Raw genomic sequence first — 12,245 nt, forward strand, 5'->3', positions numbered from 1 at the left:
GAATGCATCCCGTGACGCTCTGCGTCACCTTCCAGAAGCGGAACGCGGAGCGTCCCTGGCGACATTCCCACGCAGGAGCGTGGGAATGATCGGCAGGGTCAGGGCCTGTAGAGCGACCTGGCGCAGAGCAGCTTTTGTGGCGAGGGAGCTTGCTCCCGCTGGCCTGCGCAGCAGGCCCCTGCGTTTTTTCAGGCAAACCGCATTGTCCGGTTTTGCGACTGCTGCGCAGCCGAGCGGGAGCAAGCTCCCTCGCCACGGGTCTTGCATCGTTTATTTGTGTTTCAGCATCTCCGGCAACTGCGCCACCAACTTCTGGTTATTCAACGGCGCGCGAATAAACCCACGCTGGGTGCCGTCCGGGCCAATCACGGCGAGGTTGCCGCTGTGATCAACCGTGTAGTTGGGCTTGCTGGTGTCCGCCGGAATGAACGGGATGCTCACCGCATTCGCCAGTTTCTGCAGGTCTTCGACGGATGAAGCGGTCAGGCCTTTGAATTGCGGGTCGAAATAGCCCAGGTACTGTTTGAGCTGCTTGGGGGTGTCGCGGTTCGGGTCGACGCTCACCAGCACGATCTGCAACTTATCCACAGCCTCTGGCGGCAGTTCGCTCTTGATCTGGCGCAGTTGGGCGAGGGTGGTCGGGCAGATGTCGGGGCAGAAGGTGTAGCCGAAGAACAGCAGGCTCCATTTGTCTTTCAAGCCATCCATCGCCACCGGCTGGCCGTCCTGGTCGGTCATTTTCACGTCCGGCAGGTTGCGGCTTTGCGGCAACAGGATGATGCCGGCGTCGATCAGCGCGGTCGGGTCGCCCTGGCCTTTGCTGGAAAGCACTTTATTGATGGTCAGGCCGAGGATCACTGCGATCACGGCCGCAAGGATGAAGACGGTTTTATGGGTTCGAGTCATAGGCTCAACAGTAGGTAGTGATCAACAAGCAGGGCGATGAACAGCAGGAACAAGTACCAGATAGAGTACTTGAACGTATTGATCGCCGCGTGCGGCCGACTGCCACGGTACAGCACCACGGCCCATTGCAGGAACCTGGCACCCAGCACCAAGGCACAAATCAGGTAGAGCATCCCGCTCATCTGGATCACGAATGGCAACAGGCTCACCGCCAGCAGCACCAGGGTGTACAGCAGGATGTGGATCTTGGTGTAGTGCTCGCCGTGGGTCACCGGCAGCATCGGGATATCTGCCTTGGCGTATTCCTCTTTGCGATGAATCGCCAGCGCCCAGAAATGCGGCGGGGTCCAGGCGAAGATGATCAGCACCAGCAGCAGCGGTTCGGCGCTGACATGACCGGTGGCCGCGACCCAGCCCAGCAGTGGCGGCGCGGCGCCAGCGAGGCCGCCGATGACGATGTTCTGTGGCGTCGCCCGTTTCAGGAAACCGGTATAGACCACCGCATACCCTAGCAACGAGGCGAGGGTCAGCCAGGCCGTCAGCGGGTTGGTGAATGCCAGCAGCATCGCCTGGCCGGCCACCGCCAGGGCCAGTGCGAAGGTCAGTGCGGCGGCCGGTGAGACCCGGCCCTCGGCCAGCGGTCGCTTGTGGGTACGGGCCATCACCGCGTCGATGCGCCGGTCCACCACATGATTGACCGCCGCCGCGCCACCGGCGCACAGCGCAATCCCCAGGTTGCCGAACACCAGCACCGTCCACGGCACGCCGGCACGGGTGGCGAGGAACATACCGACCAGCGAGGTGATCAGCATCAGCACCACTACTTTCGGCTTGGTCAGCTCCAGGTAATCGCGCCAGATCGCCTGGCTGTGGCGTTCGCCGGTCAAGGTTGCCATGGCATCGCTCCTTTAATCGTGATGGGCCCGACGCTGTGTTTGTGCGGGTTGAAGCGCCAGCGCAGCGGGACCTGATGCTTGACCCGGACCAGGCTGGTCCGGGCGTGATAGTTGACCAGCACCAAGGTCAGCAACAGCGCTGCGCCCCCGGCGTTGTGCGCCACGGCCACCGGCAGCGGCAAGTGAAATATGACGTTGCTGATACCCAAGGTGATTTGCGCGGCGAGCGCGGTGAGAACCAGCCCCGCCAGTCGGGTCATGCCCACCGTTTTCAGCTGCCAGGCCAGTCCCAGCAGCACGAGCGTCACCAGCACTGCGCCGATGCGATGAGTCACATGGATGGCGGTGCGGGCGTCGCTGTCCAGTTGCCCGCCCAGGTAATTCGGGCCGATGTGCTGGGTCAGGTGAAAGCCATTGGCGAAATCGGCGGGCGGCATCCATTGGCCGTGGCAGGTCGGAAAGTCGATGCACGCCACGGCGGCATAGTTGGAACTGACCCAGCCGCCCAGGGCAATCTGGCCAATCACCAACAGCAGTCCGGCGGTGGCCCAATGTTGCAGGCGCTTGGGCACGGTCAGCGCGGGTAATACGCCAGACAATCTCAGCGTCAACAGGAACAGCAGGCTCAAGGTCGCGAATCCGCCCAGCAAATGCCCGGTGACCACTTGCGGCCAAAGCTTGAGCGTCACGGTCCACATGCCGAACGCCGCTTGGGCGAATACCACCGCCAGCAAGAACAGCGGCAATTTCAAAGGCTGGCCGGGCCGGCGACGGTTCATCCAGGCCCGGGCGGCCAGCGCGGTAATCATCAGCCCCAAGGCTCCAGCGAAATAGCGATGGACCATCTCGTTCCAGCCTTTATGGGCTTCCACCGGAGCATCGGGAAAATGCAGTTCGGCATGGGCCAGTTGGGCTTCGCCCTTTGGCACGCTGATGAAACCGTAGCAACCGGGCCAATCGGGGCAACCGAGGCCGGCGTGAGTCAGGCGGGTGTAGGCGCCCAACAGTACGACAATCAATGCCAGCAGCGTGGCAAACAGCGCGAGGCGAAATCCTGGCTTGGCCATGTCGATGCCCTTATCCGATGTTGGACAATTTCAGCAGGTGCCGCAGATCGTTGAGCAGGTCCTTGCCCTTGACCCGGGCGTCGTAGCGCAGCACCAGGTTGCTGTGGGGGTCGATAATCCACAGCTGGGCGCCGCCGGAACCCTGGGCGCCTTTCTGATACGCCGGGAGGTCCAGCGGGTAGCGCTGCAATTGCGGATATTCGCGCAGCAGTTGGGCGTCGTATTCGGCGTCCAGCGGTTGCGCAATCGCCAGCGCGTGGCTGGCGCGTCCGGCCTCGCGGCCCAGGCCGATCTGTACCTGCCGGGCCAGGTAGACCAATTGCCGGCAGTCCACCGAACACGCCTGCGGCGCCGTCACCAAGATCTGCCAGCGTTGCTCGTCGGCCTGTACGCCAATCTCCGCGCGGGTCTGGCCATTGCCAATCAGCTCGCCGTGGTAGCTGCGGCTGTCGGGCACCCAGAACTGGAATTTGTACATGCCGGTGGCCAGGATCATCGGGCCGATCACGCCCAGCACAATCAACAGCAATTGCACGCGCCCCTTGCGCCGGCTGCGCGCCGTGGGTGCCTCAGACATGTTGGTTGGATTCATGGTGGTGCCCATGGTGTCTCCCTGCGTTGTGCCATCCGAGATAAAGGAAAAGACCGAACAGTGCCGCCGCCATGGCAAACCACTGCACGGCATAACCGAGGTGTTTTTCCGGCCCCATGGCCACGACCGGCCAATCGGTCCGGTAGGCGCCGGGGCCGCTTTGTTGTCTCAGTTCGTAGGCGAAGCCGCCGCGGCCCAGTTCGGCCCAGAGCTTGTCCGGCTCGACGGTGGTGACCAGTCGCGGCCACGGTGCGCTGGCCGGGTCGGCATGCAATTGGAACGTGGCGCCAGGCGCGACATAGACCCACGCCTGCAAGTCGACCGTTTGTCCGGGGGTGCTGAAGACCGGCGGGGTGCGGCGATCAGGCCACGGCAGCCAGCCACGATTGACCAGCAGCCACAGTCCGGTGGCATGGTCGAGGAACGGTTGCAGCAACTCGACCCCGACCTTGCCGTCGTGCTGGCGGTTATCCAGCAGCAGGCTGTGCTCGGCGTCGAACTGGCCGTGCAGGCTGACGGGGCGAAAGGCCGGGTCCGCCGTGCGTTGCAGTTCGGCACTGTCCATCGGCGCCGCCACGCGACGCTCGGCGTAGGTGTCCATGAGCACGCGCTTCTGTTCGCCCCGGCTCAATTGCCAGAACCCCAGGCACACCATCACCGGCACCAGCACGGCGACCACCAATGACGGCACGATGCCCGGCCGGAAGCCTTTCATGGCGCCGTCCAAAAGCTGTTGAACGAGATAGCTATACTCACGTGCATCGCGTCCCCCCGGAGTGTCCCTAATGCTCAAAGCAGCCATCGCCCTGATGCTGATCGCCACGGTTGCCAGCCTGTTCAGCGGCCTGTTTTTTCTGGTCAAGGACGAAAGCAATTCCAATCGCCTGGTCATCGCCCTGGCGATTCGAGTCAGCTTGGCCGTCGTCACCGTCGGCTTGATCGCCTGGGGCTTTTTCAGCGGCCAATTGGTGTCGCATGCTCCTTGGTAAAGAGCCGCCCTGATAACGGTTGCTTCAAAGTATGTAGACGAAGAAGAACAAGCCGATCCACACCACATCGACGAAGTGCCAGTACCAGCTCGCGGCCTCGAAGCCGAACTGGTGCTCGTTGTCGAAATGCCCGCGCATGACGCGCATCAGCATCACGAACAAAATGATCGTGCCGATGGTGACGTGGGCGCCGTGGAACCCGGTGAGCATGAAGAACGTCGCGCCGTAGATCCCCGAGCCCAAGGTCAGGCCCAGCTCTTTATAGGCGTGGATGTATTCCTCGGCCTGGAAGCCCAGGAAGGCGCAACCCAGCAGCACGGTGATCGCCAGCCAGATTTTCAGCGCACCGCGATGACCTTTTTTCAGGGCATGGTGGGCGATGGTCACGGTGACGCTGGAGGTGACCAGCAGGATGGTGTTGAGCAGCGGCAGGCCCCAGGGACTGATCACGTCCTTGGGCGGTGGGAAGAGTTTCGGATCGGGGTTGTTCAGCAGCGGCCAGACGTACTCGAAGTTCGGCCAGAGCATCTCCGACAAGCCCTTGCTGCCTTCTCCGGCCAATCCCGGCGCCGAGATCGTGCGCACATAGAACAGCGCACCGAAGAAGGCGATGAAGAACATCACTTCGGAAAAGATGAACCAGCTCATGCCCCAGCGGAAAGAGCGATCGAGCTGTGCGCTGTACAACCCGGCGCGGCTTTCCTTGATGACCGCGCCGAACCAGCCGAACAGCATGTAGGCCACCAGCAGGCCGCCGACGAAAAAGATCAGCGGGCCGTTGGAGTCCGGGCGGTCGGCTTTCAGGTCGTTGAACCAGGTTGCCAGGCCATACACCGTGACGAACATCCCGACCGTGGCGATGATCGGCCATTTGCTCTGGGCCGGAACGTAATAGTGTTCATGAGTTGCCATTTATTGTTCTCCTTATCGGGCACGCTATCGCTCAGTGTTTACGGCCACCGGTGGATGACGGGCAGTGATGTCGAACAGCGTGTAGGACAGCGTCAGGTGCTTCACTTCCTTGGGCATGTCCCGGTCGACGATGAAGCGCATGGGCATTTCGATGCGTTCGCCGGGTTGCAGCACTTGCTGGGTAAAACAAAAACATTCGGTCTTGTGGAAATACGCCGCGGCGTTGCTCGGTGCGATGCTCGGTACCGCCTGGGCACTCATCGGCCGGTTGGTGGGGTTGTGGGCGACGAACACCATCTCGTTGACCACCCCCGGCTGGACCACCAATTGATCGCCCTTGGGGTAGAAGTCCCAGACCATGTCCACGGAATTGGTCGACAGGAACTGCACCCGCACCTGCCGCGATTCGTCGACGGTCTGCTCGCCTTCGTACTGCCCGCCGGTCTTGCCGTTGATGCCGAACGCCTTGCACATCACGTCGTAGATCGGCACCAGGGCAAACCCGAAGATGAACATGGCCACCACCACCAGCAGCAGGCGGGTGACCAGTTTTTTCAGTGAAATCGAATCAGCCATGGCGTCCGGCCCTCATCGAAAACCCTAGGGGAGCGGTGTTCATTTCACTTCCGGCGGCGTGGTGAAGGTGTGATACGGCGCCGGCGACGGCACGCTCCACTCCAACCCTTCGGCGCCATCCCACGGCTTGGCCGGTGCCGGCTCGCCGCCACGGATGGTCTTGATCACGATGAACAGGAAGAAGATCTGCGTGGTGCCGAACATGAACGCGCCGATGGACGAGACCATGTTGAAGTCGGCGAACTGCAGGTTGTAGTCGGGAATGCGTCGAGGCATGCCGGCCAGGCCGACGAAGTGCATCGGGAAGAACGCCAGGTTCATGCCGACGAACGACAGCCAGAAATGCAGCTTGCCGAGGGTTTCGTCGTACATGTGGCCGGTCCATTTCGGCAGCCAGTAGTAGGCCGAGGCGAAGATCCCGAAGATCGCGCCAGGCACCAGCACGTAGTGGAAGTGCGCAACCACGAAGTAGGTGTCCTGGTACTGGAAGTCCGCCGGGGCGATGGCCAGCATCAGCCCGGAGAACCCGCCGATGGAAAACAGGATCACAAACGCCACGGCAAACAGCATCGGCGTCTCGAACGTCAGCGAGCCTTGCCACATGGTGCTCGCCCAGTTGAACACCTTCACCCCGGTAGGCACGGCGATCAGCAGGGTGGCGTACATGAAGAACAGCTCGCCCACCAGGGGGATGCCGACCACGAACATGTGGTGCGCCCAGACGATAAACGACAGGAACGCAATCGCGGCCGTCGCGTAGACCATCGAGGTGTAGCCGAACAGCGGCTTGCGGGAAAAGGCCGGGATGATCGAGCTGACGGCACCGAAAGCCGGCAGGATCATGATGTACACCTCGGGGTGGCCGAAGAACCAGAACACGTGCTGGAACAAGACCGGGTCACCACCACCGGCGGCACTGAAGAAACTGGTGCCGAAGTGGATGTCCATCAGCATCATCGTCACGCAACCGGCCAGCACTGGCATTACCGCGATCAGCAGGAATGCGGTGATCAGCCAGGTCCAGACGAACAGTGGCATCTTCATCAAGGTCATGCCTGGGGCACGCAGGTTGAGAATGGTGGCGACCACGTTGATCGCGCCCATGATCGAGCTGATGCCCATCAGGTGGATGGCAAAGATGAAGAACGTCACGCTTTCCGGCGCGTAGGTGGTGGACAGCGGGGCATAGAAGGTCCAGCCGAAGTTAGGCCCGCCGCCGGGGGTGAACAACGTCGACACCAGCATCAGGAACGCCGCCGGCAGCAACCAGAAACTGAAGTTGTTCATGCGCGGCAGGGCCATGTCCGGCGCGCCGATCATCAGCGGGATCATCCAGTTGGCCAGACCAACGAACGCCGGCATGACCGCGCCGAAGACCATCACCAAGCCGTGCATGGTGGTCATCTGGTTGAAGAACTCCGGCTGGACGATCTGCAGGCCAGGCTGGAACAGCTCGGCGCGGATCACCATGGCGAACGAGCCGCCCAACAGGAACATCGAGAACGCGAACCACAGGTACAGCGTGCCGATATCCTTGTGGTTGGTGGTCAGTACCCAGCGCATCAGGCCCTTGGCGGGGCCGTGGGCGTGGTCGGCACCGGCATGACCGTGGTCATCGATCACAGCACTCATGTCCTGTCTCCTTCGAACGAGTGGGCTGGACGGTGCGGGACGATGAGCCCCGACCGGTTACGGGAACAAACGTCAGGCCGGCTCATTGGCTGTCCGCCTGTTTGAGTTCCAGCACTTCTTTAGGCGTCACCATGTCGCCCTTGTTGTTGCCCCAGGCGTTGCGTTCATAGGTCACGACGGCGGCAATATCGACTTCCGACAACTGCTTGCCGAACGCCGCCATGGAGGTGCCGGGCTTGCCGTGGAAGACGATGTCCAGGTGATCCTTGATCGGCCCTGTGGCGATTTTCGAGCCCTTGAGCGCTGGGAACATCGGCGGCAGGCCCTGGCCTTCGGCCTGGTGACAGGCCACGCAGGTGGTGTGATAGACCTTGTCGCCACGCTCGACGAGTTCTTCGCGCGTCCATTCCTTGCTGGTCAGCTCCTTGAGCTGCGCGGCTTCGGCCTTGCGTTCGCCCAGCCATTTCTCGTAGTCGGGCTTGCTCTTGACCTCCACCACGATCGGCATGAACCCGTGGTCCTTGCCGCACAGTTCGGCGCATTGGCCGCGATACAGGCCGGGCTTGTCGACACGGGTCCAGGCTTCGTTGACGAACCCGGGAATGGCGTCGCGCTTGACCGCGAAGGCCGGCACCCACCAGGAGTGGATCACGTCGGCGGAGGTCACCAGAAAGCGCACCTTGGCATCGACCGGCAGCACCAGCGGCTTGTCGACTTCCAGCAGGTAATGCTCGCCCTTGGCGCTCTGGTTATGGATTTGTTCGGCGGGGGTCGCCAGGTTGCTGAAGAACTCGACGTCCTGGCCCAGGTATTTGTAATGCCACTTCCATTGATAGCCAGTGACCTGGATATCGATTTCCGACTCGCTGGAGTCGTACATCTTGATCAGGGTGGCGGTCGCCGGAACCGCCATGGCCACCAGGATCAGCAGGGGCACGATGGTCCAGAGGATTTCGACGCGGGTGTTTTCGTGGAAGTGCGCGGCATTCTGGCCGGTTGAGCGGCGGTGCATCATCATCGACCAGAACATGGCGCCGAAGACGATGACCCCGATGACCACACAAATCCAGAAGATGGTCATGTGCAGGTCGAATACTGCGTTGCTGATCTGTGTCGCTCCAGGCGCCATATTCACAGTCCAGGCCGCTTGTGCCTGACTGAAAATCGACCACAACAGGAGGCCCATCCATACGTGTGGATGTCGCGTCATTGCGGGTTCCCCTTATCGTTCTTGTTATCCCGTAGGCTTAACGCCTGCGGCAAGGGATCGGCTATTGCAGACTGCTTACTTGACTCGCCGCGCCTTGCTGCACTTGCAATCGGGTGTCATCAGCTAACTCCATTCCAACCCGAGTATAGACAGCACCTGCAACCTCGCAACGCGATGGCGTAAATCGTTTGAAACAGCCGGGGCTTGCGCTAGAGCCCACGAATGGAGAAGGATGCGAACCTGAGTGATGGCAAACCGATATAACAGCGACGCATCAAGGAAGGGGCAGTTATGAAAAATAGGTCTTAGGAGTCGATTTGCGCCAGCTAAGTTATGTCATTCCTATTTCATTGCCGTTGTTTCCTGGAGTTGTCATGAACACCGCCGCATTGCGCGAGCAGATCCAAAAAGCCCAACAACACGAGGCCGAGACCGGCCTGTTGAGCCGCCAACTGACGGCCCAGCTGCCGAGCCTGCACCGTGCCATCCAATTGCCGGACGCCGACGCCAATGACGTCTTGGCGCGGTTTGTCGCTGCCTACATCGAAGAAGTGCCCGACCTGCTGGACGCCGCCAATGACGTCGCCAAGGAGGCAGGTATCGAGTCGCAAATCAAACCCGTACTGAAAATTGCCGAACAGTACTTCCTCCAGCCGCCGACAATCATGGCCGGGCATGTCGGGCTCGACAGCCTGTTGGACGAAGCTTACCTGGCGCACCGGTTTGTCGAAGAGGTCAACGACCTGTACATCAAGCATTTCGGCCAGCCACTGATCCCCTTGGACATGACGGTAGCCAACCTGATTGCGCACCAGTTGATCGGCGAGGCATTTGCCAACCAACTCGATGAGGTGGTGCATCACACGTTCGATGAGATGCTCAACGACGAGACGTTTGCATTGGAGTCGGTAGAAACCTACCGCGAGAAACTCAGCAGCCCGGAAACCGGCGCGGCCTGGAAGCGCTGGCCGTGCATGTCACGCCGCTTGGGCGTGGGTCTGGAGTTGGATCAGCCGGCGGCTTGATCCGTAGCGACAGCGAGAACCCTGGAAGCGAGCCAGCTCGCTTCCAGGGTTCTTGATGGAGATGTCAGGAAGCCGTTGCGCCCACCCCAACGGTTGTACGCAATCGTCCTTCCAGCCGGCGCTTGAGTCCGCGCGATTCAATCAACAGCTTCGAACCCTTGCTGGCATTCGCCCGGCCCCATTCCTCCAGCAGTTCCAGGCACGAGTGGTCGATGTAGCTCAGGTTGTTGAGCGGCACATGCACGGTCGCGCCTTCCGGTACGGCATTCAGCACTTGGGTCAGCGCGGGTACCTTCAGGAAGGTTGCCGCGCCCACCAGGCGCAATTCCATCTCACCGTCCTGGGGCAGATCGATCAGGCTGATCTTCAGGCGCGAGGCTTTCCACGCCAGTTTCGCCAAGGTCAGGCCGAAACCGATCAGCACGCCGGTCAGCAGGTCGGTGAAGATAATTGCCAGCGCCGTCGCGGCGTAGGTAAACATCGGCATCCGCCCATAACGGCCCAGACTGCGAAACGCCTTGAGGTCCACCAGTTTGAAACCGGTGTACACCAACACGCCCGCCAGGCTCGCCACCGGAATGCTTTGCAGCACGCTGGACAACAGGAGCACGAAGAGCAGCAGCCACAGGCCGTGGAAGATCGTCGACATCCGCGTGGTTGCGCCGGCCTGCACGTTGGCGGAACTGCGCACAATCACACCCGTCATCGGCAGGGCGCCGAGCAAGCCACAGAGCATGTTGCCGATACCTTGGGCGGACAGTTCGCGGTCGAAATCGGCGCGCTCGCCGCTGTGCATTCGGTCCACGGCGGCGGCCGAGAGCAAGGTTTCGGCGCTGGCGATGAAAGCGACGGCGAACGCCGCGATCAGTACCGACGGGTCGGCCAGGTTCAGCAGATCGGCCGGGCGCAGCCAGTCGATGGCTTCGGCCATATTTTCTGGGACTTCCACGCGCTTGACCTGCAACGCCAGCAACAGGCTCGCAACCGTTGCCAGGCCGACGCCGAGCAGGGCGCCGGGAACGAAGCGCAGACTGTGCGGACGAAATTTTTCCCACAGCCACATCACGGCAATTGTCGAAAGACCGAGCAGACCCGCCTGCCAGCCGAACGACGGCAAAGCCTGGGCCACTGCCGCGGGGAACGCCGCCAGGTTATCCAGTCCCGAGGGCTTGGGCGCTGCGTCGAGCATCACATGGACCTGGGACAAAATGATCAGCACGCCGATACCGGCCAGCATGCCGTACACCACCGCAGGCGCGGTGACCCGGAACCAGCAACCGAGGCGAAAGCGTCCGGCCAATAGCTGCAGAAGACCGGCCAGCAGCAGGATCGGCCCGAGCATTGCCACGCCATGCTGGCGCACCAGCTCGAAGACCAACACCGCCAGGCCGGCGGCTGGACCGCTGACTTGCAGCTTGGAACCGGCCAGGAAACCGACCACCAGCCCACCGATGATGCCGGTGATCAGACCTTTGGCGGGCGGCAGCCCGGACGCGATGGCGATGCCCATGCACAAGGGCAGCGCCACCAGAAACACAACCACGGAAGCCAAGAGCTCCCGTGGCAGAACAGCTTTTAATTGAGCAGCACGCATGGCGACTCTCCCGAAGATTTCTTCAGGCATGGCGAGGCCCGCCCGCGAAAAAGCGGGAAGGCTCGAACCATGCAAGGATTTTTAGGAGCGCTTAGAAGCGCGCTTTGGGCGTCGCCACCGGTATCGGGTGGCTGCCATCGAGCGGCAGGAAACAGCCGCGGTCCGCGTCGAAGGCTTTGATCTCGCTGGTCTCGATGTTGTACACCCAGCCATGGATGAACAACTGGCCGCTGGCCATGCGAGAAGCCACCGAGGGGTGCGTTCGCAAATGCTGCAACTGCGCGATCACGTTCTCTTCGGTGAGGATGGGCATGGTCTGCTTCTCATCACCGCACGGGCAGTTGTCGTGAACCATGGTCTTGGCCACTTCGGCGTGGCGCAGCCAGGCTTTTACCGTGGGCATTTTTTCCAGGGTGTCGGGATTGAGCACCGCACGCATCGCGCCGCAATCGGAATGGCCGCAGACGATGATGTGTTGCACACCGAGGGCCAGCACGGCGTATTCGATGGCGGTGGAAACGCCGCCGTTCATTTGCCCATAAGGTGGAACGACGTTACCGACGTTACGGGTCACGAACAGGTCGCCGGGGGAGCTATGGGTAATCAGCTCGGGCACGATGCGCGAATCGGCGCACGTGATGAACATCGCCCGTGGTGTCTGGGCGGTGGCGAGTTTCTTGAAGAGTTCTTCCTGCTGGGGAAAGATCTCGTGATGGAAATGCAAAAAGCCGTCAACTATATGCTGCAGCGCTGCATCGGCGGTTTCCGCCTCGGGTTGGGCTGAAGCCGACGCAGCCAACGGCTGTTTATCCTTGTCACTCATAATTCATCCTCTTGACGGTTACG

At 61.5% G+C, this 12,245-nt stretch carries 13 protein-coding genes; 2 read left to right on the plus strand and 11 right to left on the minus strand.

Annotated elements, in window-relative coordinates:
• Positions 1-270 precede the first annotated feature (270 nt).
• The 5 genes from HU762_RS04570 to HU762_RS04590 are packed head-to-tail and all read right to left on the minus strand — an operon-like array spanning position 271 to position 4,176.
• Entirely contained in the window at positions 271-906 is a 636-nt protein-coding gene (locus tag HU762_RS04570; protein WP_186633520.1) for an SCO family protein, read from the minus strand.
• Positions 903-1,802: a heme o synthase gene (gene cyoE / locus HU762_RS04575; protein ID WP_186633523.1), complete on the minus strand. Its 900-nt coding sequence runs from the start codon at positions 1,800-1,802 to the stop codon at positions 903-905. The genes HU762_RS04570 and cyoE overlap by 4 nt, the downstream gene beginning before the upstream one ends.
• Positions 1,790-2,869 carry a COX15/CtaA family protein gene (locus HU762_RS04580; RefSeq protein WP_186633526.1) on the minus strand — a complete coding sequence of 360 codons (1,080 nt, stop codon included), beginning with the start codon at positions 2,867-2,869 and terminating at the stop codon, positions 1,790-1,792. Before HU762_RS04580 ends, cyoE begins: the two co-directional genes overlap by 13 nt.
• Positions 2,870-2,879: 10 nt before the next feature.
• A complete protein-coding gene (locus HU762_RS04585) occupies positions 2,880-3,473 on the minus strand; it encodes a hypothetical protein (protein WP_186633528.1) in 594 nt (197 codons plus the stop codon).
• Entirely contained in the window at positions 3,439-4,176 is a 738-nt protein-coding gene (locus HU762_RS04590; protein ID WP_186633530.1) for an SURF1 family protein, read from the minus strand. Before HU762_RS04590 ends, HU762_RS04585 begins: the two co-directional genes overlap by 35 nt.
• A gap of 70 nt (positions 4,177-4,246) precedes the next feature.
• Here HU762_RS04590 and HU762_RS04595 point away from each other — a divergent pair, with 70 nt between their 5' ends.
• Positions 4,247-4,450: a twin transmembrane helix small protein gene (locus tag HU762_RS04595; RefSeq protein WP_186633533.1), complete on the plus strand. Its 204-nt coding sequence runs from the start codon at positions 4,247-4,249 to the stop codon at positions 4,448-4,450.
• A gap of 24 nt (positions 4,451-4,474) precedes the next feature.
• Here the strand turns inward: HU762_RS04595 and HU762_RS04600 are convergent, their stop codons facing one another.
• The 4 genes from HU762_RS04600 to coxB all read right to left on the minus strand — a co-directional run bounded on the left by HU762_RS04600 (position 4,475) and on the right by coxB (position 8,780).
• Positions 4,475-5,362: a cytochrome c oxidase subunit 3 gene (locus HU762_RS04600; RefSeq protein WP_186633536.1), complete on the minus strand. Its 888-nt coding sequence runs from the start codon at positions 5,360-5,362 to the stop codon at positions 4,475-4,477.
• 24 nt (positions 5,363-5,386) lie between these two features.
• Entirely contained in the window at positions 5,387-5,938 is a 552-nt protein-coding gene (locus tag HU762_RS04605) for a cytochrome c oxidase assembly protein (protein WP_186633539.1), read from the minus strand.
• A gap of 39 nt (positions 5,939-5,977) precedes the next feature.
• A complete protein-coding gene (gene ctaD, locus HU762_RS04610; protein WP_135843045.1) occupies positions 5,978-7,570 on the minus strand; it encodes a cytochrome c oxidase subunit I in 1,593 nt (530 codons plus the stop codon).
• An 82-nt stretch (positions 7,571-7,652) separates the two neighbouring features.
• A complete protein-coding gene (gene coxB, locus HU762_RS04615; RefSeq protein ID WP_186633542.1) occupies positions 7,653-8,780 on the minus strand; it encodes a cytochrome c oxidase subunit II in 1,128 nt (375 codons plus the stop codon).
• Positions 8,781-9,154: 374 nt separating this feature from the next.
• On the opposite strand from coxB, the gene HU762_RS04620 reads away from it, so the two are divergent.
• Positions 9,155-9,805 (plus strand): hypothetical protein, encoded by a 651-nt coding sequence (locus tag HU762_RS04620; protein WP_186633545.1) that lies wholly within the window; start codon positions 9,155-9,157, stop codon positions 9,803-9,805.
• A gap of 64 nt (positions 9,806-9,869) precedes the next feature.
• On the opposite strand, the gene HU762_RS04625 is transcribed toward HU762_RS04620, so the two are convergent.
• Positions 9,870-11,399 (minus strand): SulP family inorganic anion transporter, encoded by a 1,530-nt coding sequence (locus tag HU762_RS04625; protein WP_186633548.1) that lies wholly within the window; start codon positions 11,397-11,399, stop codon positions 9,870-9,872.
• A gap of 91 nt (positions 11,400-11,490) precedes the next feature.
• Positions 11,491-12,222, minus strand: coding sequence for a carbonic anhydrase (locus HU762_RS04630; RefSeq protein ID WP_186615599.1), 732 nt, complete (start codon positions 12,220-12,222; stop codon positions 11,491-11,493).
• Positions 12,223-12,245: the final 23 nt, after the last annotated feature.

Origin of the sequence: Pseudomonas sp. SWRI92 (assembly GCF_014268685.1) — a bacterium.
Taxonomy (GTDB): Bacteria; Pseudomonadota; Gammaproteobacteria; order Pseudomonadales; family Pseudomonadaceae; genus Aquipseudomonas; species Aquipseudomonas marvdashtae.